The sequence below is a fragment of the Streptomyces sp. CNQ329 genome (genome assembly GCF_000482585.1).
Window position 1 is genome coordinate 44379 of sequence record NZ_AXVU01000034.1, and the last position, 25541, is coordinate 69919.

At 73.8% G+C, this 25541-nt stretch carries 20 protein-coding genes; 8 read left to right on the forward strand and 12 right to left on the reverse strand.

Annotated features, from left to right (window positions below; translation table 11 throughout):
• Positions 1–83 precede the first annotated feature (83 nt).
• From I003_RS0121860 to I003_RS0121880, 5 genes are all read right to left on the reverse strand, one after another.
• Entirely contained in the window at positions 84–788 is a 705-nt protein-coding gene (locus I003_RS0121860; protein ID WP_027773460.1) for a response regulator transcription factor, read from the reverse strand.
• Entirely contained in the window at positions 785–2170 is a 1386-nt protein-coding gene (locus tag I003_RS0121865) for a histidine kinase (RefSeq protein ID WP_027773461.1), read from the reverse strand. The genes I003_RS0121860 and I003_RS0121865 overlap by 4 nt, the downstream gene beginning before the upstream one ends.
• 165 nt (positions 2171–2335) lie before the next feature.
• Positions 2336–4408 carry an MMPL family transporter gene (locus tag I003_RS0121870; protein WP_027773462.1) on the reverse strand — a complete coding sequence of 691 codons (2073 nt, stop codon included), beginning with the start codon at positions 4406–4408 and terminating at the stop codon, positions 2336–2338.
• Positions 4409–4623: 215 nt separating this feature from the next.
• Positions 4624–4890 carry a protealysin inhibitor emfourin gene (locus I003_RS0121875; RefSeq protein ID WP_027773463.1) on the reverse strand — a complete coding sequence of 89 codons (267 nt, stop codon included), beginning with the start codon at positions 4888–4890 and terminating at the stop codon, positions 4624–4626.
• A gap of 10 nt (positions 4891–4900) precedes the next feature.
• Positions 4901–6028 (reverse strand): M4 family metallopeptidase, encoded by a 1128-nt coding sequence (locus I003_RS0121880; protein ID WP_027773464.1) that lies wholly within the window; start codon positions 6026–6028, stop codon positions 4901–4903.
• A gap of 286 nt (positions 6029–6314) precedes the next feature.
• On the opposite strand from I003_RS0121880, the gene leuA reads away from it, so the two are divergent.
• Positions 6315–8081: a 2-isopropylmalate synthase gene (leuA, locus tag I003_RS0121885; protein WP_027773465.1), complete on the forward strand. Its 1767-nt coding sequence runs from the start codon at positions 6315–6317 to the stop codon at positions 8079–8081.
• 107 nt (positions 8082–8188) lie between these two features.
• A complete protein-coding gene (locus I003_RS0121890; protein WP_078564251.1) occupies positions 8189–8938 on the forward strand; it encodes a TerB family tellurite resistance protein in 750 nt (249 codons plus the stop codon).
• A 39-nt stretch (positions 8939–8977) separates the two neighbouring features.
• On the opposite strand, the gene era is transcribed toward I003_RS0121890, so the two are convergent.
• Both era and I003_RS0121900 read right to left on the reverse strand, forming a co-directional pair.
• Positions 8978–9907 carry a GTPase Era gene (gene era / locus I003_RS0121895; protein ID WP_027773467.1) on the reverse strand — a complete coding sequence of 310 codons (930 nt, stop codon included), beginning with the start codon at positions 9905–9907 and terminating at the stop codon, positions 8978–8980.
• Between the two features lie 121 nt (positions 9908–10028).
• The gene (locus I003_RS0121900; RefSeq protein WP_027773468.1) at positions 10029–11039 is read right to left on the reverse strand and encodes an aldo/keto reductase; all 1011 of its coding nucleotides are present in this window, start codon (positions 11037–11039) and stop codon (positions 10029–10031) included.
• 61 nt (positions 11040–11100) lie between these two features.
• Here I003_RS0121900 and I003_RS0121905 point away from each other — a divergent pair, with 61 nt between their 5' ends.
• From I003_RS0121905 to I003_RS0121920, 4 genes are all read left to right on the forward strand, one after another.
• Positions 11101–12009, forward strand: coding sequence for a LysR substrate-binding domain-containing protein (locus I003_RS0121905; RefSeq protein ID WP_027773469.1), 909 nt, complete (start codon positions 11101–11103; stop codon positions 12007–12009).
• Positions 12010–12254: 245 nt separating this feature from the next.
• Positions 12255–14306, forward strand: a complete 2052-nt coding sequence (locus I003_RS0121910; protein WP_027773470.1) for a PhoH family protein — start codon at positions 12255–12257, stop codon at positions 14304–14306.
• Between the two features lie 4 nt (positions 14307–14310).
• A complete protein-coding gene (gene ybeY, locus I003_RS0121915; protein ID WP_027773471.1) occupies positions 14311–14808 on the forward strand; it encodes an rRNA maturation RNase YbeY in 498 nt (165 codons plus the stop codon).
• Positions 14805–16121 carry a hemolysin family protein gene (locus I003_RS0121920; RefSeq protein WP_027773472.1) on the forward strand — a complete coding sequence of 439 codons (1317 nt, stop codon included), beginning with the start codon at positions 14805–14807 and terminating at the stop codon, positions 16119–16121. The genes ybeY and I003_RS0121920 overlap by 4 nt, the downstream gene beginning before the upstream one ends.
• Before the next feature lie 104 nt (positions 16122–16225).
• On the opposite strand, the gene I003_RS0121925 is transcribed toward I003_RS0121920, so the two are convergent.
• The gene (locus I003_RS0121925) at positions 16226–17683 is read right to left on the reverse strand and encodes an MFS transporter (protein ID WP_027773473.1); all 1458 of its coding nucleotides are present in this window, start codon (positions 17681–17683) and stop codon (positions 16226–16228) included.
• Between the two features lie 87 nt (positions 17684–17770).
• Here I003_RS0121925 and I003_RS0121930 point away from each other — a divergent pair, with 87 nt between their 5' ends.
• Entirely contained in the window at positions 17771–18664 is an 894-nt protein-coding gene (locus tag I003_RS0121930; RefSeq protein WP_027773474.1) for an MmyB family transcriptional regulator, read from the forward strand.
• A gap of 310 nt (positions 18665–18974) precedes the next feature.
• On the forward strand, positions 18975–19325 hold the full coding sequence (locus I003_RS0121935) for a cytidine deaminase (RefSeq protein WP_027773475.1): 351 nt from the start codon (positions 18975–18977) through the stop codon (positions 19323–19325).
• A gap of 8 nt (positions 19326–19333) precedes the next feature.
• On the opposite strand, the gene I003_RS32860 is transcribed toward I003_RS0121935, so the two are convergent.
• The 4 genes from I003_RS32860 to I003_RS32865 form a co-directional block, all read right to left on the reverse strand.
• A complete protein-coding gene (locus I003_RS32860; RefSeq protein ID WP_486584330.1) occupies positions 19334–20503 on the reverse strand; it encodes a carbohydrate kinase family protein in 1170 nt (389 codons plus the stop codon).
• 100 nt (positions 20504–20603) lie between these two features.
• Entirely contained in the window at positions 20604–21509 is a 906-nt protein-coding gene (locus I003_RS0121945) for a ribonuclease Z (RefSeq protein WP_027773476.1), read from the reverse strand.
• Positions 21510–21525: 16 nt separating this feature from the next.
• Positions 21526–21885, reverse strand: a complete 360-nt coding sequence (locus I003_RS0121950; protein ID WP_027773477.1) for a histidine triad nucleotide-binding protein — start codon at positions 21883–21885, stop codon at positions 21526–21528.
• 101 nt (positions 21886–21986) lie between these two features.
• Positions 21987–25298, reverse strand: coding sequence for a S41 family peptidase (locus I003_RS32865; RefSeq protein ID WP_486584331.1), 3312 nt, complete (start codon positions 25296–25298; stop codon positions 21987–21989).
• Positions 25299–25541: the final 243 nt, after the last annotated feature.

The following is a 25541-nucleotide window of genomic DNA, read 5'->3' on the forward strand; positions in this document are numbered from 1 at the left end:
ACGCGGCTGGGGGTGCTTCAGCTCCTGGGGCATGGCGGTATCGTACGCACAAGGAGGGACATCCTACGTGTGGTACGGGGGTTTCATCCGGAAGAAGAGGAAGATCCGGGAGTGATGAGCCCCGATTCATAGCCTATGACGACCAGTTGCGCACGGTCACGCGCCCTCACCTTGCCCATGATCCGGCTCACATGGGTCTTGGCCGTCAGCGGCGACAAGGCCAGCGACTCGGCGATCTCGGTGTTGTTCAGCCCCCGCGCCACCAGCGTCAGCACCTGCCGCTCCCGCTCCGACAGCGCGTCCAGCGCCTCCCCGCCGTCCTGCGTCGCGGACGGCTGCGGCGCCACCGGCAGCCGCACCAGCCGCTCGATGAGGCGGGCGGTGGGGCCGGGCGAGAGCAGCGCGTCACCGGCGGCGACGGTGCGGATGGCCTCCAGGAGCGCCGCCGGCTGGGTGTCCTTGACCAGGAAGCCGGAGGCGCCGGCGCGCAGCGCGGCCATGATGTGCTCGTCGGTGTCGTAGGTGGTGAGCACCAGGACCCGTACGCCCGCCAGGTCCTCGTCGGCGGCGATGAGCCGGGTGGCCTCGATGCCGTCGAGTTCGGGCATCCGCAGGTCCATCACCACCAGGTCGACGCGCTCGCTGCGGGTCAGCGCGACGGCCTCGCGTCCGTTGCCCGCCTCGCCGACGACCTCCATGTCGGCGGCGGAGTCCACGAGCATCGCGAACGCCTTGCGCACCAGGGTCTGGTCGTCGGCGAGCAGGACGCGGATGGGCTGCGCGGTCATGCGGTGCGGCTCCTGTCGGTGAGGGCCGGGCGGGCCCCGGGACGGTCGGCGGGGGACGGGTCGGCGGCGGGGGCGCCGGCCGGGTCGGCGGGGCCGGCCGCGCGGGCCGGGTCCGCCTCCACGGTCTCGACGTCCTCGGGCTCCGCGGGTGCGCACGGCAGCACGGCGGTGACCGCGAAGCCGGGGGCGTCCGTGCGGGGGGCCGCCTGGAGGGTGCCGCCGACGCTGCGGGCCCGCTCGCGCATGCCGATGATGCCGTAGCCGGGGCGCTCGTTCCCGCCCGCGGCCGGCCCGGCGGCCTTCGCCGGCGCCGCCGGTTCCGGCGCCCCGGCCGGTCCGTCGTCCACGACGCTGATACGCAGCGCGCCCGCCCCCTCGTCGTAGGTGACGCAGATCCGCACGTGCACCGCGGACCCGGCGTGCTGCACGGCGTTGGTCAGCGACTGCTGCACGATCCGGTACGCCGCCGCCCCCACCCCCCGCGGCACGTCGAGGGCCGCGTCGGCGACGTCGAGGCGCACCTCGGCGCCGCCGGAGCGCGCCGTCGCCGCCAGGTCGGGCAGCCCCGCGAGGCCCGGGGGCGGCCGGGTGCCGTCCAGCGCGTCGCCGCCGCGCAGCACCTGCAGCGTGGTGCGCAGTTCGGCGCGGGAGTCGCGGCAGGTGCCGGCGATGCCGTCGAGGGCGTCGGCGAGCGCCGCGCGGTCCAGCCGGCCCGGGTCGGCGACCAGCAGGTGGGCGGCCACCGACGTCTGCACGCCGATGAGGGTGATGCTGTGGGCCAGCAGGTCGTGCAGATCCTGGGCGATGCGCAGCCGCTCCTCGGCGACCCGGCGGGCGGCGGTCTCCTCCCGGGTCCGTTCGGCGCGTTCGGCGCGCTCGACGATGGCGCCGACGTAGTTGCGGTGCACCCGCACCGCCTCGCCCAGCAGCGCCAGCGAGATGACCCAGCCGGACGTCCGCAGCAGTTCAGCGCCCTGGTCGGCGCTGCGCAGCGTCAGCATCGTGACGCCGGCGACGACGAGACCGCAGGTGACCAGCAGGGTCCGCAGCCGGGGCCCGGCCACCGCGAGGGAGTAGACGGCGACCGCCACCGCGGGCGTCGGCGCGCTGTGGATGTTGTCGAGGATGTGGTACGGGGCCTCGGGGACGAGGGACAGCAGGAAGACGCCCATCGGGTAGTGGCGGCGCCAGGCCAGCGCCGCCACCATGACGAAGAGCAGCAGCCAGCCCGCGGTGTCCGGCCGGTGGGCGGTGCTCTCGACGCTGCCGAACAGCGCCAGGCACGCGACGACGGCGCCGACGACGGCGGTGACCAGAACGTCCCGGCGGGTCGGCTTCTTCAGCCCTCCCAGCCGGATCCTCGCTGACTGCATGACAACCATCCTCGCCTACGGCTCCCGGGGCGGAATCCCCGGTACGGGCAGGCCGTCCGCGCGCCCCCGGAGGGCGCCGCAACGGCCGGGCCCGGCCGGGCGGCGGCGGGAAGGCCGCCGCCGCACCGGCCGGGTCGGGGGCCGTACGCCGGGTACGGCCGTGTCGGTGCGGTGCTAGCGCGCCGCCGTCGCGCCCGCCGGTTCCGGCTCCTGCTGCCCCTCCCCCGCCGCGGGCGGGGCCTCCTCGCGTTTCGACAGCGGCCCCGGCCACCAGACCTTCTTGCCCAGCAGCCAGCTCGCGGACGTCACCAGATAGGTGCGGACGAGGAACGTATCCAGCAGGACGCCGACCGCGACGACGAAACCCAGCTCGAAGATCGTCACCATCGGCATCGTCATCAGCACGCCGAACGTCGCCGCCAGCACCACGCCCGCCGAGGCGATGACGCCGCCGGTGCGGCGCAGCGCGGTGAGCGACGCGGTGCGGGTGTCGGCGCCGTTGGTGGCCTCCTCGTGCATCCGGTGCAGCAGGAAGATCCCGTAGTCGACACCCAGGGCCACGCCGAAGACGAACGTCAGCAGCGCCAGTTCGCCGCCGATGCCCGGGTAGCCCATGACCGGCTCGAAGACCAGGCCGCCGATGCCCATCGCCGCGCCCCACGACGCCACGACGGCGACCGTCAGCACCAGCGGCGCGACGAGGCTGCGCAGCAGGGCGATGAGGATGACGAGGACGGCGGCCAGGGTGAGGGGGATGACGAGCTTGCGGTCGCTGGAGTTGGCCTCCGCCAGGTCCAGTGCCTCGGCGCTGGGTCCGCCGACGAGGGCGTCCGCGCCGTCGAGGGCGCCGAGTTCCGAGCGCAGGCCCGCGATCGTACGGTCCTCCCCCGCCGACTCCGGCGGATCGGAGGCGTAGACGGTGATCTCGCTGAACCCGTTGCCGGAGCGGGCGATCTCCGCCGAGGCGACGCCCTCCACGCCCTGCGCCGCCGACAGCGCCGCGTCCGCGCGTGCCTCGTTCGCGACGACGACGATCGCCTGGGCGCTCTGCTCGGGGAAGGCGTCCTTCACCTTCTCCATCGCGGTGATCGATTCGGGCTTGTCGGTGAAGGCGTCCTCCTGCTTCAGGTTGCCCGGCAGGTTGAACGCGCCGAGCGCCAGCGCGCCGAGCAGCACCACGCCGCCGGCGAGGATCGCCACCGGGCGGCGGCCCACCGAGGAGCCCATCCGGTCGAAGAAGCCGCGCCGCTTGGGTTCGCTGCCGTAGGTGGGGACCAGCGGCCAGAAGATGCGGCGGCCGAAGAGCACCATCAGCGCCGGCAGCAGCGTGGTCATCACGGCCAGTGCGCACACCACGCCGACCGCGCCGACCGGGCCGAGGCCCGCGCTGGAGTTGAGGTCCGCGGCCAGCAGGCAGATCAGGCCCGCCGCGACCGTGCCGGAGGAGGCGAGGATCGCCGGTCCGCAGTTGCGTACGGCCGCCAGCATCGCCTCCTGCGGATCCGTCCTGCGGCGCAGTTCCTCGCGGTACCGGGCGACGAGCAGCAGCGCGTAATCCGTGCCCGCGCCGAAGATGAGCACCGTCATCACCGCGGAGCTCATCGAGTTGACCGTCAGGTCGAACGCCTGGATGAGGCCGTAGACCACGGCCATGGCGCTCAGCGACGCCACGCCGACGCAGACCAGCGGCAGCAGCCACAGGAACGGGCTGCGGTAGGTGAGGATCAGCAGGATCGTCACGATGCCCGCCGTGGTGTACATCAGCGTGCCGTCGACCTCTTCGTAGACCGCCTCGGAGTCGGCCTGGATGCCGGCTGGCCCGCCGAGCTCGACGGACAGGCCCTCGGGGGGATCCGCGACGATCTGCTCGCGGATCTCCTCGACGGCCTCCAGCTGGGCGTCCTCGTCCGGCAGCCCGACGACGGAGAACGGCACCATCAGGGTGCTGCCGTCCTCGGCGGGCACGGCCTGCGGCGTACCGTCCTTCGCCAGGTCGTACCGGTCGGCGAGCTCGCCGGCGTGCTCGGCGGCGAGCTCGCGGTCGGCCGCGGTGATGCCTCCGTCACGCTGGTAGACGAGGATCCCGGCGAGGGTGTCGCCGCCGGGCAGCTCCTCGGCTATCTGCGACACCTGGGTCGAGTCGGCGCTGCCCGGCAGGTAGTCGACGGCCCGGTCGCGGGTCACGTCGCCGAGCTTGCCGCCGAACGGCAGGGCGAGGGCGAGGATCGCGAGCCACAGGCCGACCAGGGCCCAGGGCAGCCAGCGGCGCCCCGGTCTCGTCGCCGGGCCGGGTGGTGCATCGGGTGGTGCGGATACGGCGCCCATGGCGGGCTCTCCCTCCGGGAAGCAACTGGACTCGCCCCAGCTTCCCCCGGGACCCGGGCGCCGTGCTTCGCTCCGGGGTGCGAAACCTCGCCTACTGCGGGGGGTGTCCTTCGCCCGGCCTTGCTCCCCGGGGAGTATCACGCGCCCTCTTTCAGCACGGTCCGCACGATCGCGCGCTGGGCGGCGGTCAGCCGCGGATCGGCGAAGTGGGCGGTGCGGCCGTCGGCCGTGACCCGGTACGCGAAGCCGTCCGGTACGCCCGCGGGCGGGTCGGCGCCGCCCTCCGCGAGCGCCCGGCGGGCCAGCGCCTCCAGGCCGGCCGCGTCCGCGCGGCCGGCCGTGTCCAGGGTCGCCTCGCGGGTCAGGCCCGCGAAGCCCCCGGTGCGGGTGACGGTGATGCGCATGCCCCCACGCCTACCCCGCCTGCGGCGCGGCACCCTCCCGGGCCGGGGTCTGCCGCGGCACGGTGGCCCCGGCGGCGTCCACGCCGACCCGCGACCACGCCGAGAGCACCGCGGCGCGCTCCTCACCGTCGCCGTAGCGGGCTTCGGCGGCGGCGACGGTCGCCGCGGCGAACGCGGCGAAGTCGGCCGTGGCGGTCAGGGTGCCGCCGGTCAGCACGTCGTACCAGATGCGCCCCGCGCGCTCCCAGGCGTGGCCGCCGAGGTCGGTGGCCAGCAGGTGGAAGGCGTGATTGGGGATGCCGGAGTTGATGTGGACGCCGCCGTTGTCGGTGGAGGTGTGCACGTAGTCGGCCATCGTCGCCGGCTGCGGGTCCTTGCCGAGGACGTCGTCGTCGTAGGCGGTGCCGGGCGCCTTCATCGAGCGCAGCGCCTCGCCGGACACGCCGGGGGCCAGGAGCTCGGCGCCGATGAGCCAGTCGGCGTCGGCTGCGGTCTGGCCGAGGACGTACTGCTTGATGAGGGAGCCGAAGACGTCGGAGACCGACTCGTTGAGCGCCCCGGACTGGCCGAAGTACTCCAGGTTGGCGGTGTACTGCGTGACGCCGTGCGTCAGCTCGTGGCCGATGACGTCGACGGCGAGGGTGAAGTCGAGGAACACCTCGCCGTCGCCGTCGCCGAAGACCATCTGCTCGCCGTCCCAGAAGGCGTTGCCGTAGTCCTCGCCGTAGTGGACGGTGGCGTCCAGCGGCAGGCCCGCGCCGTCGATGGAGTCGCGCGCGAAGCCGCTGAGGAAGAGCCCGAAGGTGGCGCCGAGCCCGTCGTAGGCGCGGTTGACGGTGGCGTCCTCGACGGCCTCCTCGCCCTCCTTGCGGACTTCGGTGCCCGGCAGGTCCTGGGTCTTCTCCGCGTCGTGGACCGTGCGCTCCGGCTTCGCGTCCTCCCGCGCCGGGCGTGCGGCCGGCGGGGCGACCAGGCCCCGCACGGTGGTGATACGGCGGCGGGTGCGCTGCAGCGCGTCGCGCTCCAGGGTGCGGCGGGCGCGGGTGGACAGCGCCGGGTCGCCGGTACGCGCCAGCTTGTCGAGCATGTGCGGCGGCACGATCGTGCAGAACACGGGGGTACGTGGGATGGTGTCCATGACCGCAATGTGGCACTAAGTAATCGACTTGTCACTCCCCGCATCGATTGTTCGCGATTTCGGGTGGGAGGGCCCGGGACGGGCCCGGCGCGGGATCTCGCATCGTGATACTGATCGGCCGGCGCACCGCGGCTGGGCTACATTGGTCGGCATCGTGCGTTACGGGCTGCTTCTTCTTAGCCGCCGCGGCGAGGGCCTGCTGTCGTAGACCGACCCCCTCCCCGCGGAGTCCGGTGCTGCCACCCGTCGGTCGACGACCAGCTCGCGCGAAGGAGCCCACGCCACCATGTCCCACCCCGGTAACACCGTCGGCCGCGGTACGCCCGTCACCGCCGCGACCGTACGCCAGCAGCCCTCCGGCATGCCCGTGCACCGCTACCGCCCGTACGACGCCGTCGACATCCCCGACCGCACGTGGCCCGGCAACCGCATCACCCGCGCCCCCCGCTGGCTCTCCACCGACCTGCGCGACGGCAACCAGGCCCTGATCGACCCCATGTCGCCGGCGCGCAAACGCGCCATGTTCGACCTCCTGGTACGCCTGGGCTACAAGGAGATCGAGGTCGGCTTCCCCTCCTCCGGGCAGACCGACTTCGACTTCGTACGCTCGATCATCGAAGACGGCGCCATCCCCGAGGATGTGACGATCTCCGTCCTGACCCAGGCGCGCGAGGAGCTGATCGAACGCACCGTCGCGTCGCTGAAGGGCGCGCACCGCGCCACCGTCCACCTGTACAACGCCACCGCGCCCGTCTGGCGCGAGGTCGTCTTCCGCGGCTCGCGCGACGCGGTGAAGCAGATCGCGGTCGACGGCACCCGGCTGGTCGTGGAGTACGCCGAGAAGCTGCTCGACGACCGCACCGTCTTCGGCTACCAGTACAGCCCGGAGATCTTCACCGACACCGAGCTGGACTTCGCGCTGGAGGTCTGCGAAGGCGTCATGGACGTCTGGCAGCCCGAGGACGGCCGCGAGATCATCCTCAACCTGCCGGCCACCGTCGAGCGCTCCACGCCCTCCACGCACGCCGACCGCTTCGAGTGGATGTCGCGGAACCTGACCCGCCGCGAGCACATCTGCCTCTCCGTCCACCCGCACAACGACCGTGGCACCGCCGTCGCCGCCGCCGAGCTGGCGCTGATGGCCGGCGCCGACCGCATCGAGGGCTGTCTGTTCGGGCAGGGCGAGCGGACCGGCAACGTCGACCTCGTCACGCTGGGCATGAACCTGTTCTCGCAGGGCGTCGACCCGATGATCGACTTCTCGGAGATCGACGAGATCCGGCGCACCTACGAGTACTGCAACCAGATGGGCGTCCACCCCCGCCACCCCTACGTCGGCGACCTCGTCTACACCGCCTTCTCCGGCTCCCACCAGGACGCCATCAAGAAGGGCTTCGAGGCGATGGAGACCCGGGCCGAGCAGGCCGGCAAGCCCGTCGAGGAGCTGGAGTGGGCGGTGCCGTACCTGCCCATCGACCCCAAGGACGTGGGCCGCTCCTACGAGGCCGTCATCCGCGTCAACTCACAGTCCGGCAAGGGCGGCGTGGCGTACGTGCTCCGGCACGACCACCACCTCGACCTGCCGCGGCGCATGCAGGTGGAGTTCTCCCGGATCATCCAGAACAAGACCGACGCCGAGGGCGGTGAGGTCACCCCCGCGCAGATCTGGGACGTCTTCCGCGACGAGTACCTTCCCAACCCCGCCAACGCCTGGGGCCGCATCCAGCTCCGCGGCGGGCAGACGACGACCGACCGCGACGGCATCGACACCCTCACCGTCCAGGCGGACGTCGACGGCGACCGGACGACCCTCGTCGGCACCGGCAACGGCCCCATCTCCGCGTTCTTCCACGCCCTGCAGGGCATCGGCATCGACGCCCGGCTCCTGGACTACCAGGAGCACACGATGAGCGAGGGCGCCAGCGCGCAGGCCGCCTCGTACATCGAGGTCGCCGTCGACGGCAAGGTGCTGTGGGGCATCGGCATCGACGCCAACACCACCCGCGCGTCCCTGAAGGCCGTCGTGTCCGCGGTCAACCGCGCCGCCCGCTGACGCCCGCCGCACCCGGGGAGCGCCCGCCGCACCGCGCCCCGTCCGGCCGCGGACGGGGCGCGGGGCGCGGCTCGTTCGCACCGTCTTGACGTGCACGAGGGCTGACGATGTCGGCCGGTGTGGTTAGCATCACGTCAGCGCGGCAGCGTTGCCGAAGCGTGAGGGAGGTCGACGTGACGCGATTCCTCCGCCGGTTCGCCGGCGTGCGGACGTCCTGGCACACCGAGTCCGACGGTGAGTTCTTCTGCCCCGGCTGCGGCGGCGACCGCAACTACAGCCGGCGCACCGGCAGACGGCGGTTCACGGTGCTGGGCGTGCCGGTGCTGCCGCGCGGCGCCGCGGGACCCGTCGTCGCATGCGCCGACTGCGGCGGGCACTTCGGCCTCACGTCCCTGGCGGAGCCCACCTCCACGCGCTTCGCGCTGCTGCTGCGCGACGCCACCCACGCCGTCGCGCTCGCCGTCCTGCACGCCGGCGGCACCTCCTCGTCCGCCGTCCGCTGCGCCGCCGTCACCGCGGTGCGCACCGCGGGCTACGACGACTGCACCGAGGAGCAACTGCTCACGCTGCTGGCCGCCATCGAGGCCGACTCCGGGCGGATGCCCGACCTCTGCCCCGACCAGCCGCCCGAGCAGCGGAACTTCGAGGCGGAGCTGCGCGAGACGCTCGCGCCGCTCGCGCCGCACCTGGTGCCCGAGGGGCGGGAGTCGATCCTGCTGAGCGGGGCGCGCATCGCCCTCGCGGACGGGGCGTACACGCCCCCGGAGTGGGAGACCCTGGTCGTCGTCGGCGACGCGCTGCTGCTGCCCGCCTCGGACATCGACCGGCTGCTGACGTCGGCGCGCACGCCGTCCTGAGGGGGCGCGCGGGACCCGCGTGCCCCCGTGCGCCCCCGGCTAGAAGCCCAGCCGGCGCAGTTTCTTCGGGTCCCGCTGCCAGTCCTTGGCGACCTTCACATGGATGTCCAGGTACACCGGCGTGCCCAGCAGCGCCTCGATGTGCCCGCGGGCCTGGGTGCCGATCTCTTTCAGCCGCTTGCCCTTGGGCCCGATGACGATGCCCTTCTGGCTGTCGCGCTCGATGAACAGGTTGGCGTGGATGTCCAGCAGCGGCCGGTCCTCCGGGCGGTCCTCGCGCGGTTCCATCTCGTCGACCACCACCGCGATCGAGTGCGGCAGCTCGTCCCGTACGCCCTCCAGAGCCGCCTCCCGGATCAGCTCGGCGACCATCACCTGCTCCGGCTCGTCGGTCAGCTCCCCGTCCGGGTACAGCTCCGGGCCCTCCGGCAGCAGCGGCACCAGCAGATCGGCGAGCAGGCCGACCTGCTTGCCCTCGACGGCCGAGACCGGCACCACCTCCGCCCACTCGAAGCCCAGGTCCTTCGCCATCCGGTCCGCGGCCATGAGCTGCGCGGCGATCGTGTCGGAGTCGGCCAGGTCCGTCTTGGTCACGACGGCGACCTTCGGGGTACGCCGCAGGGCGGCCAGCTCCGCGGCGATGTACCGGTCCCCCGGGCCGATCTTCTCGTTCGCCGGTACGCAGAAGCCGATCACGTCGACCTCGGCCCAGGCGGCGCGCACCGCGTCGTTGAGCCGCTGGCCCAGCAGCGTGCGCGGCTTGTGATAGCCGGGGGTGTCGACGAGCACGAGCTGCGCGTCGGGGCGGTGGACGATGCCGCGCACGGTGTGCCGGGTCGTCTGCGGCCGGCTGGAGGTGATGGCCACCTTCTGGCCGACCAGCGCGTTGGTCAGGGTCGACTTGCCGGCGTTGGGCCGGCCGACGAAGCAGGCGAAGCCGGAGCGGTGCCCGGTGTCAGGGGTGGTCATGGGGAGCATTCTCCCCGACCGCCGGCGGACGCCGACCGCCGCTCCGGCACCCGCGCTCCCGGGCGCACGCCGCGGGTCCCCGCGGACGGCGCCCCCGCCCCGGTGCCGGGCGCCCGCGGCGCTACCCGCCCAGCAGCCGCGCCCCGCCCTCGGGGGTGAGACCGGTGAGGATCTTGTCGATCCGCGCCAGGGTGTCCGGGTGCAGTTCGACGCCGGCCGCCGCCACGTTCTCCTCGATGTGCGCCGGGGTCCTGCTTCCCGGGATGGGCACCACGTGGTCGTCCTGGTGCAGCAGCCACGCCAGCGCGAGCTGACCGGGCGTGAGCCCCACGTCGGCGGCGACCGCGCGCAGCGGCGCGAAGCGGTCGTGGTTGGTCCTGAGGTTGGCGGCGTCGAAGGCGCCGATGTTGCGGCGGAAGTCGCTTTCCGCGACGTCCGTCACGGAGCCGGTGAGGAAGCCCGCGCCCAGCGGCCCCCACGCGACGAGACCGACACCCAGCTCGCGCGCCGCGGCATACAGGCCGGGGTCGACGGGCGTCCACATCGACCACTGCGTCTGCACCGCCGCGACCGGGTGGACGGCATGCGCCCGGCGCAACTGCTCCCCGGTGACGTTGGACAGGCCCAGGTGACGGACCTTGCCCTCGGCGACCAGCTCCGCCATCGCACCGGTTGTGTCCTCGACCGGCACCGCGGGGTCGGGGTAGTGCATGTAGTACAGGTCGATGCGGTCGGTCTGCAGATTGCGCAGCGAGCTCTCGGCGTAGCCGCGCACGTACCGCGGCTCGGCGTTGACGGTGAGGTGGCCGAAGGCGTAGCTGACGGGATGCGTACGCCCCTGGGCGCCCTCGGGCAGGCGCAGCCCGAACTTCGTGGCCACCACCACCTCGTCGCGCCGGCCGGTGAGGGCCCGGCCGACCAGGCGCTCGTTGTGGCCGTCGGGGCCGTAGGCGTCGGAGGTGTCGATGTGGGTGGCGCCCGCGTCGAGCGCGGCGCGCACCGCCGCGACCCCGCGGTCGTCGTCGGTCTCGCCGTACACGCCGGGTGAGAGGACCATCGCGCCGTAGCCGATGGCCGGGGATGCGAGGGCGCCCAGGGTGCGAAAGGGGGCGGTGTCCGAAGCTGTGGTCATGCCCGCAGCCTCCGCGGAATTGCGTGGCGGCGTCCAAGACCTACGGCTATAACCAGTGGCTATGGACGTCCACGTACGCGATCTGCGCTATTTCACGGCGGTCGCGGAAGAGCTGAGCTTCACCCGCGCGGCCGAGCGGCTGTACGTCTCCCAGCCCGCGCTGTCCAAGCAGATCCGGGCGCTGGAGCGGCAGCTCGGCTTCCCCCTCTTCGAGCGGCGGCCCCGGGCGATCGCCCTCACCCCGCAGGGCGCGGCGCTGCTGCCGGCGGCCCGGGAGCTGGCGGCGGGCTGGGCGGAGGCGGTACGGGCCGCGCGCAGGGCCGGGCCGGTGGAGTCGCTGGCGGTGGGCATGCAGACGGCGGTCGGGCGTGACCTGCAACGGGAGGTGCTGGGCCGGTTCCGCCGGAAGGGCTGGCGGATCTCGCTGCGGCTGGTCACGTGGGAGGACCCCACGGCGGGGCTGGCCGGCGGGGGCGCCGACGCGGCGTTCTGCTGGCTGCCGGTGCCGGGGGTGGGCGCGGAGCTGACGGCGAAGGTCCTCGTCCGGGAGGAGCGCTGGGTGGCACTGCCGCGGCGGCACCGGTTCGCGGGCCGGGCGGAGGTGGCGTTCGAGGAGCTGCTCGGCGAGCCGTTCGTGGCGCTGCCGCGGTCGGCGGGGCCGCTGCGCGACTTCTGGCTGGCCACGGCGGAGCGGGGCGGACGGGAGCCGGTGGTGGCGCTGGAGGCGTCGTCGCCGGAGGAGGTCTTCGAGGCGGTGGGCGCGGGGCTGGGCGTGGTGCTGCTGGCGGAGGGCAACGCCAAGCTGTACCCGCGGCCGGACGTGGTGTCCGTACCGGTACGGGGGCTGGCGCCGTGCGAGCTGGCGCTGGTGTGGCGGACGGACGACGGGCGCCGGGAGGTCGCGCAGTTCGCGGCGGCGTTCGAGGAGGCGGAGGGCGGCACGGACGCCGGGGGCCCGCCGCCGGCGTGACGGCACCGCCACTCGGGGCTACCCCGGTACCGCGGTAGCCCGTGAGCAGGCGCCGCGCCGTCTCCTCCACGTCTGGCGTACCGTCCTCGAAACTCACTGGCCACAGCCGCACCCCGCCCCGTTACGATGGCGTCAGGGCCTGCGTATGGAGCAGGCGCCGGGACCCCGGGCGTGGTCCGTCCGGCGGGCCCTCACAGTTCCGCGAGCGAAGAAGTGGGATGAGATTCAGGCCCCAGGGCCGGCCCATGACACAGACACCCGTAAGCCGCACCCCCGACGAGGGACAGGCCCGCGCGCACATCACCATCCCGGCCAAGCACCCCATGGTGACCGTGCTGGGCTCCGGAGACGCCCTCCTGCGGGTCATCGAGAAGGCGTTCCCCGGCACCGACATCCACGTGCGGGGCAACGAGGTCAGCGCCGTCGGCGCCCCCGAGGAAGTGGCCCTCGTCCAGCGGCTCTTCGACGAGATACTGCTCGTGCTGCGCACCGGCGCCCCCATGACGGAGGACGCCGTGGAGCGGACGATCGCCATGCTCAAGTCCGACCGCGACGACGAGGCCGGCGGCCACCACGCCCCCTCCGAGGTCCTGACGCAGAACATCCTGTCCAACCGCGGCAAGACCATCCGCCCGAAGACGCTGAACCAGAAGCGCTACGTCGACGCCATCGACAAGCACACCATCGTCTTCGGCATCGGCCCCGCCGGCACCGGCAAGACCTACCTCGCCATGGCCAAGGCGGTCCAGGCCCTGCAGTCCAAGCAGGTCAACCGCATCATCCTGACCCGGCCCGCGGTCGAGGCCGGCGAACGGCTCGGCTTCCTGCCCGGCACGCTGTACGAGAAGATCGACCCGTACCTGCGCCCGCTCTACGACGCGCTGCACGACATGCTGGACCCCGACTCGATCCCGCGGCTGATGGCCGCCGGCACGATCGAGGTGGCCCCGCTGGCGTACATGCGTGGCCGCGCGCACGCTGTCTTCACGCCCGTGCTGACGCCCGAGGGCTGGCGTCCCATCGGCGACCTCCAGGTCGGCGACCTGGTGATCGGCTCCGATGGCGAGCCGACTCCGGTGCTCGGGGTCTACCCGCAGGGTGAGAAGGACATCTACCGTGTTTCCGCACAGGACGGCGCGTGGACGCTGTGCTGCGGCGAGCACCTGTGGACGGTCCGGACGGCCGCAGACAAGGGTCGCAACCAGCCGTGGCGGGTCCTGGAGACCCGGGAGATGATCGGCAACCTGCGCGGCGCGCACGCCCGCCGGTACGAACTCCCGCTGCTGACCGGACCGGCGCAGTTCCCGGCCCGCGAGGTGCCGATCGACCCGTATGCGCTGGGTCTGCTGCTCGGCGACGGCTGCATCACGGGCAGCACCACGCCGACGTTCGCCACCACGGAACCCGAGCTGGTCTCGGCCCTGGAGCTGGCCCTGCCCGGCGTCAGGGTACGGCGGAAGGGGCCGGCGGACCACGTCCTCACCCGCGAAGCGACTCCCGGCGACGTCATCACGCTGGAGAATCCCGTCACCGCGGACCTGCGCACGCTCGGTCTGCTCGGCTCCCGGTCCGTCTCGAAGTCCGTACCGGACGACTACCTGTACAACACCCCGGAGGTCCGGCTGGCTCTGCTGCAGGGCCTGCTCGACAGCGATGGTGGCCCGGTCGCACAGTCCGACCGGACATGCCGCATTCAGTACACGACCGTCTCGACCCTGCTCCGGGACGCCGTCGTCTCCCTCGTGCAGTCCCTGGGAGGCGTCGCCTCCACCGACGCGCACATCGTCGACATCCGCCTCCCCGAAGGCATCGAGCCCTTCCGGCTCGCGCGCAAGCGCGAGAAGTACCACGCCGCCGGCGGCGGTGGCCGTCCGATGCGGTTCGTCGACAGCATCGAGCCGGCGGGCCGCGAGGAGACCGTGTGCATCCAGGTGGCGGCGGAGGATTCGCTGTACGTCACGCAGGACTACCTGCTGACGCACAACACGCTCAACGACGCGTTCATCATCCTCGACGAGGCGCAGAACACGAACGCCGAGCAGATGAAGATGTTCCTCACCCGGCTCGGGTTCAACTCCAAGATCGTCGTCACCGGTGACGTCACCCAGGTCGACCTGCCCGGCGGGACCAAGAGCGGCCTGCGTCAGGTGCAGGGCATCCTCAACGGGGTGCAGGACGTGCACTTCTCCACCCTCACCAGCAAGGACGTCGTCCGGCACAAGCTGGTGAGCCGGATCGTCGAGGCGTACGACAAGTACGACGTCAGGAACGGCGACGACAGGAACGGCAGGGCCTAGACCCGTGTCCGTCGAGGTCAACAACGAATCCGGGGTCGAGACCGACGAGGAGGCCGTGCTCGACGTCGCCCGGTACGCGCTGGCGCGGATGCGCATCCATCCGCTGTCCGAGCTGTCGGTGATCCTCGTCGACCCCGCGGCGATGGAGCAGTTGCACGTGCAGTGGATGGACGAGCCGGGCCCGACCGACGTGATGTCCTTCCCGATGGACGAGCTGCGCCCGCCCGCCAAGGACGACGAGGAGCCCGTGCAGGGGCTCCTCGGTGACATCGTCCTCTGCCCCGACGTCGCCCGCCGGCAGGGCGCCGCGGCGCCGACCGGGCACTCCATGGACGAGGAGCTGCAGTTGCTCACGGTCCACGGGGTGCTGCACCTCCTCGGCTACGAGCACGAGGACCCCGCGGAGAAGGCCGAGATGTTCGGCCTGCAGAAGGCGATCGTCGACGGCTGGCGCGCCGAGCGCGGCGTGACCGGCCCGTCGCCGGCGCCCACCGAGCGATGACCGCCCAGCTCATCGCCGCGGCGGTCCTGCTCGTGGGGGTCGGCTGGCTGGCGTCCTGCGCCGAGACGGCGCTGGCGCGCACGACGCGGATCGCCGCCGAGGAGTCGGTACGGGCCGGGCGGCGCGGTTCGGCGAAGCTTCTGGCGGTGACGTCCGACCCGGTGCGCTACCTGAACGTGGCGCTGCTGGTGCGGGTGGGCTGCGAGACGGCGGCGGGCGCGCTCGTCACCTTCGGCGTCCTGCGCTATTTCGACCGTACCTGGGAGGCGCTGACGGTCGCGATCGCCGTGATGGTCCTCGTCTCGTACGTCGCGATCGGCGTCTCGCCGCGCACCATCGGGCGCCAGCATCCGGTGGTGACCGCGACGGCCGCCGCGTACGTGCTGCTGCCGCTCGCGCGCGTGATGGGCCCGGTGCCGCGGCTGCTGATCCTGCTGGGCAACGCGCTCACGCCGGGCAAGGGCTTCCGCCAGGGCCCGTTCGCCTCGGAGGCGGAGCTGCGGGCGATGGTGGACCTGGCGGAGAAGGAGTCGCTGATCGAGGACGAAGAGCGGCGTATGGTCCACTCGGTCTTCGAGCTCGGCGACACGCTGGTGCGCGAGGTGATGGTGCCGCGGACGGACGTGGTGACCATCGAGCGGTACAAGACCCTCCGGCAGGCGCTGACGCTCGCGCTGCGCTCCGGTTTCTCGCGGATCCCGGTGACCGGCGAGAGCGAGGACGACGTCGTCGGCGTGGTGTATCTGAAGGATCTCGCGCGGAAGGTGCACATCAGCCGGGAGGCCGAATCGGAGCTGGTGTCGACGGCGATGCGGCCGGCGGCGTTCGTGCCGGACACGAAGAAGGCCGCGGACATGCTGCGGGAGATGCAGCAGCAGCGGATCCACGTGGCGGTCGTCATCGACGAGTACGGCTCGACGGCGGGGATCGTGACGATCGAGGACATCCTGGAGGAGATCGTCGGCGAGATCACCGACGAGTACGACCGGGAGCTGCCGCCGGTGGCGGAGCTGGGTGAGGGCCGCTACCGGGTCACGGCCCGGCTGGACATCGGTGACCTGGGCGAGCTGTACGACTTGGAGCTGGACGACGAGGACGTGGAGACGGTCGGCGGGCTGCTGGCGAAGCAGCTGGGCCGGGTGCCGATCGCGGGGGCGACGGCGGAGGTCGACGTCACGCACGATGGCTCGGACCCGGGGCTGCGGGCGCTGCGGCTGACGGCGGAGTCGCCGGCGGGGCGGCGGAACAAGATCGTGACGGTGCTGGTGGAGCCGGTACGGGAGGAGCCGGAGGAGCCGGACGAAGCGGCGTAGCGGCGCGGCCCCGGCGGTCACCGGCCGTACGGGCACGGGCCTCCCCCTCCGTACGCGCGGGGCCCGGCGCCGTACGCGCCGGGCCCGGTTCCTCACCGCCGCCGTCAGCCGGCGGTGCGCGCGCCGCGGCGCAGGCCCACCGCGGTCAGCACCGCCACCGCGACCAGCACCGCCGCGTCGGCGGCGAGACCCAGCCGCAGGCCGTCCAGCAGCCCGCTCCTGGTCGCCGCCAGCGCACTGAGCAGCGGGATGCCCAGCGTCATGGCGAGCTGCTGGGCGCTGGTGACGATGCCGGTGGCGAGGCCCTGCTGCTCGTTCGGCACCCCGGAGGTCACGGTCAGCCCGTAGGCGACGATCGCCCAGAGGTGGAAGAACGCGGGGACCGCACCGAAGACGATGACCAGCCACACGCCCGCCGGCGAGTCGCCGATGAGCACCAGCGGCGCGGTGGTCAGCCCTTGGATCAGCAGCCCCGCCTGCAGCGTGCGGTGGGCGCCCCAGCGGGCCACCAGCCGCGGCGCGACGCTGCCGCCGGCGGCGCCGGCCAGGCCCATGACGCCGAAGACCAGGCCGGTGTCCAGGGCGCTGATGCCGCGGATCTCCTGCAGGTAGAGGGTGCAGAGGAAGACGACGGAACTCATCATCGAGAACGTGGCCAGCCCGCCCAGCGCGCCCCACCCCACGGTCGGGCGGCGCAGCAGCGGCAGCGACACCAGCGGCTCCCCGGCCCTGGCCTCGACGGCCACGAAGGCCGTGAGCAGGGCGGCGCCGGCGACGAGGGCGACGGGGACGTCGGGCCGGCCGAAGCCGTGCTCGGCGGCGGTGGACAGGGCGTAGATCACCGCGAGCAGGCCGCCGGTGACGGCGACGGCGCCGGGGATGTCGAGCCGGGGGCGGCGGTCGGGGCGGCTCTCGGCGAGCACGCCGGGGGCCACGGCCAGCACGGCGACGGCGGCGACGGCGAGCAGCGCCATCGTGGAGCGCCAGCCGAAGACCTCGGTGAGGACGCCGCCGAGGAGCATCCCGGCGGTGAAGCCGAGCGCCATGATGCTGCCCATGATGCTCAGCGCCCGGGAGCGCTGCGGGCCCTCGGGGAAGCCGGTGGTCAGCAGGGCCATGCCGGTGGGGACGACGGCGGCGGCGCCGAGGCCCTGGAGGGCGCGGCCGGCGAGGAACGATGCGGCGTCCCAGGCGAACGTGGCGAGTCCGGACGCGACGGCGAAGACGACGAGGCCGCTGAGGAAGAGCCGGCGTCGGCCGTAGAGGTCGCCGATGCGGCCGAAGAGGAGCAGGAAGCCGCCGGAGGGCAGGGCGAAGGCGGTGACGGCCCACTGCAGGCTCGCCTGGCCGAGGCCGAGGTCGGCGCCGAGTTCGGGAAGGGCGACGTTGAGGATCGAGAAGTCGAGCGCGACCATGAACTGGGATGCGCAGAGGACGAGGAGCACCAGCCGGGCCCGGCCGGTGAAGCGGGCGGAGGCGGCCTCGGCGGCGGGCGCGTTGCCGGTTGGGGTGGGGGTGGCCGCCTTCTCGTCGGCGGCCGGGGTCGTGGTCTCGGATGACATGGGAACAGACTCCGGCGGACCGCGGTTCGCTGGGGAGCGGGAACTTATCCTGGTGGCCGTACCACCAGCTACGGGCAAGGGGGATCCATGGCAGCGACCGTCACGCCGTCCGCCGGCGGCACGAGGTCCCGCAGGCACCGGGAGCTGCGCGAGTTCCTGATGACCCGCCGGGCCCGGGTGACCCCGGCCGAGGCGGGGCTGCCGGACGGCGGCGCGCGGCGCCGCACCCCCGGGCTGCGCCGCGAGGAGGTCGCGGTGCTCGCGGGCGTGGGCGCCTCCTGGTACCAGTGGCTGGAGCAGGGCAGGGACATCACGGTCTCGCCGCAGGTGCTGGACGCGGTGGCGCGGGTGCTGCGGCTGAGCGACGTCGAGCGGCGGCACCTGTACGTGCTGGCCGGGCTGAACCCGCCGGCGCGGACCACGGAGTACGACCCGGACCACCTGTGCGACGGGCTGAAGCGGATCATCGACGGCTGGATGCCGCTGCCGGGGCACATCATGGACGCGTACTGGAACACCATCGCGCACAACGACGCGGCGGCCATGATCTTCGGGATGCGGCCGGAGATCTCCGAGAACTGCCTCGTCAACTTCTTCACCGACCCGGTGTACCGGTCCCGTTCGACGCGCTGGGCGCAGACGGCACCGATCGTGGTCGCGGAGTACCGGGCGGCGATGGCGGAGCGGCTGGACGACGAGGGCTTCCGGCTGGTCGTCGACGAACTGGCGGAGCAGAGCGAGGAGTTCCGCGAGCTGTGGAGCAGCGGGGACGTGGCCGCCGCCGGGCAGACGGCGAAGGAGGTCGAGCACCCGCTGGTGGGCACCCTGTTCCTGGTGAGCACGCATCTGCAGTTGCCGGCCCGGCCGGACCTGACGATCGTCCTGCACAACGCGGCGGAGGGCACGGACACGGCGGAGAAGCTGCGGTGGCTGGCGTCCCCGGAGGGCCGCCGGGAGGGCCTGCGCCGCATCGCGGGCTGAGGACCGCCGCCCGGCTGGTCCGTTTCAGCGGCTGCTCGGCCGGCCGGAACGGGCCCCGGCGGCCGGCCGGGATGAGCCGGCGGCCGACTGCGGCTGCGCCGACCAGGCCCATCCGGTGTGCGACTTCCGTGCGTTCGCAGGGACCACACCCACCGCGTTCCGCGCCGAAGCGGCGGGCGACGGGCCGGCTCCCCGCGGCCTGATGAGGTACGTCACCGGAGGCCGGCGGCGGACGGCGGGAGACGGCGGGAGACGGCGGGAGAACGCAGCCCTGGTGTGTTTACCGTGCACGGTTCGTATGCTCGCCGGTATGAGCGAGAGCAGCACGCTGGACCCCGAGGACCGCAAGATCGTCACCCTGGCCCGCAGCACCCGGGCGCGCAACGCCGTGCCGGAGGGCGCGGCCGTACGGGACGAGACCGGCCGCACCTACGTCGCCGGGACCGTGGCGCTGGAGTCCCTGCGGCTGACGGCACTGCAGACGGCCGTGGCGATGGCCGTCGCCAGCGGCGCGACCTCGCTGGAGGCCGCCGCGGTCGTCACCGAGGCCGAGGCCCCGGCGGACGCGGACCTCGCGGCCGTACGCGACCTCGGCGGCGCGGACACCCCGATCCTGCTGGCCGGCCCGGACGGCGAGGTACGCGGCACGACCCGGGTCTGAAGGACCCCCTACCACCCCTCCGGCCCCGGCTCCTTCTCCGGCTCCTGCTCCGGCTTCCTCCCCGGCCCGGAATCCGGCTCCTTCTCCGGGCGGAAGCCGATCGTCGGCACCGCGCGGCGCAGCGGCCAGTGGCGGGGGGCGCACGGCGTGATGCCGTCCAGGAACGCGTACCGGGCGAGGGCCTGCGGGTCCTGCTCCTCGACCGTGCGTATCCGCTCCCACCACGCCGCCACCTCGGTCCAGCCCGGGGCCGACTGGGAACCGCCGAACTCCTGCACCGACAGCGCCGCCGTCAGCCCCGCGAGCGCCAGCCGGTCGGCCAGCGGGTAGCCGGCGAGCGACGTGGCGACGAAGCCGGCGACGAAGACGTCCCCGGCGCCGGTGGTGTCCAGGGCCGCCACCGATATCGCCGGCACCTCGGCGCTCTCGCCCGTGCGGCCGTCGACCGCGTACGCGCCCTCCGCGCCCATGGTGACCACCACCACCGGCACGTGCTCCGCGAGCGCGTGGGCCGCCGCGCGCGGCGAGTCGGTCCCGGTGTAGCGCATGGCCTCCGCGGCATTCGGCAGGAACGCCTCGCAGTGCGCCAGCTCCGGTATCTCCGCCAGGTCCCAGCGGCCGGTGTCGTCCCACCCGACGTCGGCGAAGACGCGGCTGCCGTGCAGCGCGGCCTGCTCGATCCACGGCTGCCGGCGGCCGGGGTCGAGGGACGCGACACAGGCGCGGCTGGGCGGCGGGCAGCGCGGGGGCTCGTCGGGGGGCGGCGCCTCGTGGCCGTGCGAGACCATGGTGCGCTCGCCGTCGTACGCCATGGAGACCGTGACCGGCGAGTGCCAGCCGCGGCACGTGCGGGACAGGGAGACGTCGATGCCCTCGCCCTCCAGGGCCTCCTGGCAGTGGTCGCCGTAGACGTCGTCCCCGAAGGCCGCCGACAGCGACGTGCGCAGGCCGAGGCGGGCGAGCGCCGTCGCCATGTTCGCCACGCCGCCGGGGCTGGAGCCCATGCCGCGGGCCCAGGACTCCGTGCCGCGGACGGGGGCGCTGTCCAGGCCGGTGAAGACGATGTCCAGGAAGACCGTCCCCGTCAGATAGACGTCGACGGCCGGCTCCGCGGGGCCGCGCAGGTGCTTCAGGGGGTCGACGGCCGCCACGGGCGAAGCAGACGGTCCAGGGGTCATGCGGGCGTCTCCCTCCACACCGGGAACGGAACATCTGTCCGACTGACCCCAGTCTGCCCCAGCCCACTGACAACGGCCCGCGGCGCCGCGTCCCCGGCCCTCAGCGCCGCGCCGGCACCGGCACCCTGCCCAGGTCGGTCGCCACCGTCAGCGGCCCGGTGTATCCCGCCTCCCGGGCCTCCCGCGCGAAGTCCCCCGGGTCCGGATAGCGCTGCGAGAAGTGCGTCAGCACCAGGTGCCGTACGCCCGCCGCGATCGCCACCCCCGCCGCCTGGGCCGCCGTCAGATGCCCGTACTCGACGGCCAGCGCGGTCTCCGCGCCCAGGAACGTCGACTCGATGACCAGCAGGTCCGCCTCCTCCGCGAGCGCGTACACCCCCTCGCACAGCCCCGTGTCCATGATGAACGCGACCCGCTGGCCGCGGCGCACCTCCGAGACCTCCTCCAGCCGCACGCCCCGCAGCGAACCCTCGCGCTGCAGGCGCGAGATGTCCGGTCCCGTGATGCCCGCGCGCGTGAGGCGGTCGGGGAGCATCCGGCGGCCGTCCGGCTCGACGAGGCGGTAGCCGTACGCGTCGACGGGATGGTGCAGCCGGCGGGCCTCAAGGGTGTAGGCGGGCGTGGTGGCGATCACGCCGTCTGCCTCGACCGGGCCCGCCTCGATCTTCGCGGTCTCCCGGTATGCGCTCGCGTACCGCAGCCGCTCGTAGAAGTCCCGCCCGCTCGCCGGGAAGTGCACGGTCACCGGGTGGGGGACGCGGTCGAGGTTGATGCGCTGGATGATGCCGGGCAGGCCCAGGCAGTGGTCGCCGTGGAAGTGCGTGACGCAGACGCGGCTCAGCCCGTACGCGGCGACGCCGGCGCGCAGCATCTGGCGCTGCGTGCCCTCGCCGGGGTCGAAGAGGATGACGTCGCCGTCCCAGCGCAGCACGTAGCCGTTGTGGTTGCGCTGGCGGGTGGGGACCTGGCTGGCGGTGCCGAGGACGACGAGTTCGCGGGCGGACAAGTCCGGGCGGCCCGCGCTACCCGGGCGGCCAGTTCAGGCCGCGTCCGCCGAGCACGTGGGCGTGCACGTGGAAGACGGTCTGGCCGGCGCCCGAGCCGGTGTTGAACACGACGCGGTAGCCGGTGGCGTCGGTCTTGTCCTCGGCGGCGACCTCGGCGGTCTCGCGCAGCACGTCGGCGATGAGCTGCGGGTCGGCGGCGGCGAGGGTGCCGGCGTCCGGGTAGTGGGCCTTGGGGATGACGAGGACGTGGGTGGGCGCCTGCGGGTTGATGTCGCGGAAGGCGATCGTCGTCGCGGTCTCGCGGACGAGGGTCGCGGGCACCTCCCCCGCGGTGATCTTGCAGAACAGGCAGTCGGCCTGCGGCTCCCCGGCCATGTTCCCGGCCTCCTTCGCACGAGTCGGGCGGTACGGGCCGCATGGTACCCCGCGGCCCGTACCCGGTGCCCCGGCGCTCGGCGCGCCGCTGCTCCCCGCCGCTACTCCCCCGCCGACTCCGGCGCGTCCGCGGAGCCCGCCGGCCCGTGCCCGGCCGGATCCGGCGGAACCGCACCCGGCACCTCCGGCGGCACCGCCGCCGGGCTGCGTTCCAGCTCCTCAAGCGCCAGCCGCACCGCCGTCTCCACCTGCGGGTCGCGCCCCTGCTCCCAGTCCTCCGGGGTGAGCAGCACGTCGACGTCCGGCTCCACGCCGTGGTTCTCCACGCCCCACCCCGGGCCCTCCAGCCAGATGGCGTACTTCGGCTGCGTCACCAGCGTGCCGTCGACCAGCCGGTACCGGCCGTCGATGCCGACGACCCCGCCCCAGGTGCGCCGGCCGACGAGCGTCCCGATGCCCAGCGCCCGGATCGCGGCGCTGACGATGTCGCCGTCGGAGCCGGAGAACTCGTCGATCACGGCGACCACGGGCCCGCGCGGGGCGTCCATCGGGTAGCTGACGGGCTTGAGTCCGCGGCCCGCGTCCCAGCCGACGACGCGCCGCGCCAGCTTCTCGACGACGAGCTGCGAGGTATGCCCGCCGCGGTTGTCACGGACGTCGACCACCAGGCCCTCGCGGGCGACTTCGACGCGCAGGTCGCGGTGGAGCTGCGCCCAGCCGGGGCCCTGCATGTCGGGTACGTGGAGATAGCCGAGACGGCCGCCGGACGCCTCGTGCACGTACGCGCGCCGGCCGGCGACCCACGCGTGGTAGCGCAGCGGCTCCTCGTCGGCGGTGGGGACGATCACCGCGTAGCGCACGTCGCCGCCGTCGGCGGGCTGCACGCTCAGCTCCACCGGCTTGCCCGCCGAGCCGACCAGCAGCGGCGCGGGCCCGGCCAGCGGGTCCACGGGCCGGCCGTCGACGGCCACGATCGCGTCGCCGGGGCGGACCGCGGCGCCGGGCGCCGCCAGCGGGGAGCGGGCGTGCGGGTCGGAGGTCTCGGACGGCAGGATCCGCTCGACGCGCCACCGTCCGTCGTCACCGCGCGTGATGTCGGCGCCGAGGAGCCCCTGCCGCCGCTCCGGGGCGCCCGCGGAGGCGCCGCCGCCCGGCGGGACGACGTACGCGTGGGACGTGCCCAGCTCGCCCTGCACCTCCCACAGCAGGTCGACGAGGTCGTCGTGGGTGGCGACGCGCGCCAGCAGCGGGCGGTAGCACTCCAGCACGCCGTCCCAGTCGACGCCGCCGAGGTCGGCGCGCCAGAAGCTGTCGCGCATCAGCCGGCCGGCCTCGTCGTACATCTGCCGCCACTCCGCGGCCGGGTCGAGCAACTGCCGTACGCGCGTGAGGTCGACGGTGACGTTGTCGCCGTCGCCGTCGTCGACGTGGCTGGCCTTCCGGTCGGCGGGAACGACCCTGAGCTTGCCGTCGGTGCGCAGCAGAATCCGGGTGCCGTCGCCGGTGACCGCGAAGCCCTCGACGTCGTCGGCGAGTTCCTCGACGCGCTGCTTGCCGAGGTCGTAGCGCTCCAGCCGGGTCGCGGGCCCGTCGTCGTCGGGGCCCGCGGCGTCGGTGCCGAGGACACCGCGCAACGGGTGGACGAGCCACAGCAGACCGCCCTCGGCGGCGCGCAGCGTCGAGTAGCGGGCGGCCTCGACGGGGAAGGGCAGGATGCGGTCGGCGAGACCGTCGAGGTCGATGCGGGTGACCGGCGGGGTGTCGCCGGGGCCCGCGTCGTCGCCGTCGTCCGACCCGCCGCGCTCGGGGGCCCGGCCGTGGCGCTGCGGACCGAACGGCGAGGGGGTCTCGGCGGCCAGCGTGATCAGGTGGGGGCGGCAGGCGTACGGGAACGACAGGTCGAAGACGTGGCTGTCGTAGACGGGGTCGAAGGCCCGCTCGGAGAGGAACGCCAGGTGCTTGCCGTCGGCGGTGAACGCCGGGGAGTAGTCGCGGAAACGCAGCGGGGTGGCCTCGGCGACGGCCAGCCCGTCGGTGGTCGCCAGCCGCAACTGCCGCAGCTCGCCGGGGCCCGGGTGGGACCAGGCCAGCCAGGCCGAGTCGGGTGAGAACACCAGCCCGCCGACGTCGCCGTACTCGCTGGCGTCGACCTCGCGTACGTCGCCGGAGGCGCGTTCGACGAGCAGCACGCGGCCGTCGTGCGAGGCGACGGCGACGCGGCTGCCGTCCGGCGCGACGGCCAGCCCGGTGACGCGGCCGAGCCGCCCGGCGGCGACCCGGCGGGGCGTGGCGCCGGCGTCGCGGCCGGCGGCGGGGGTGAACTCCAGCGCGTCCTCGCCCTCGGCGTCGGTCACGAACACCACGTGCTCGGCGCCCTCGGCGCGGAACACCCGGGGCATCCGGGCCCGTACGCCCGGCTCCGCGGCCAGGGCGCGGGCGGGACCCTCGCGGTGGGTCACCCAGTGCAGGGTGCCGCGGATCTCGACGGCGCTGCCGCGGCCGGTGTGGTCGGGGCGCGCGGCGCCGAGGTTGCGGCGGGGGCGCAGCGGGCGGGGGCGCAGGTCGGTGCGCTGACCGCCGAGGCGGATGTCGAGGCGGCGGGGCTCGGTGCCCTCGTCGAGGTCGTCCAGGAGCCACAGTTCGCCGGCGCTCGCGTAGACGACGCGGGTGCCGTCGGTGGCGGCGTGTCGGGCGTAGAAGCCGCCCAGGGGCGTGTGGCGGCGCAGCGCCGCGTACGCGTCGGGCGCGTCGGTGTCGGCGGAGTACAGCGCGCCGGTGCCCTCGTGGTCGGAGAGGAACGCCAGCCGCCCGCCGGCCCACAGCGGGTACTCGGCGTTGCCGAGGACGGCGTCCAGCTCGGCGGGCCGGGTGAACTCCGCGTCGGCCGCGGTGCGCAGCCACAGCCGGCCGGCCGTACCGCCGCGGTAGCGCTTCCAGTACGCCGCCTCCCGGCCCATGCCCACGGTCAGCAGCGCGACGCGGCCCTCCGGCCCGTACGCGACGTTGCCGACGGGGCCGAAGGGCAGCGTGTGCGCGGGCCCGCCGTCGGGCGGGACCGCGCGCGCCCAGGTGCGGCGCAGCGAGTACTGGCCGTGGGCGGTCAGCGCCAGCACGTCGCCCTCGGGGGTCCAGCCGCGCACGGAGGTCTTGCCGCTGCCCCAGTACGTCAGGCGGACCGGGGAGCCGCCGTCGACGGGCGCGGTGAGGACCTCGGGGGCGCCGTCGCGGGTGGAGGTCCAGGCGACGCGGGTGCCGTCGGGCGACAGGCGCGGATGGTCCACCGGCATGTTGTCGGCGCTCACCCGCCAGGCGCGACCGCCGTCGAGGGGCGCGGCCCACACGTCGTCCTCCGCCGTGAAGGTGATCAAGTCGCCGTGCAGGTGCGGGAATCGCAGGTAGGCAGGCTGAGTCACGTCGATCATCCCATCATGCGGAAGCGTCGCTCACCACCGCTTTGCGGTGCGGTGTGACATTCGTCCTGTACCCGCCCTGCCCCGGCGCGGAACGATTCGGGACGTGACACTGAACACCCCGGGAAAACCCGTGAGGCCGGCGCGCGGACCCCTCGGGATCCGGGCGTACGGAACCTCTTACTCCGCTCGCTCTCGGCCGCCTCGGGACCGTCCGGGACCGTTCAGGGTCGTTCCGGGTCATCC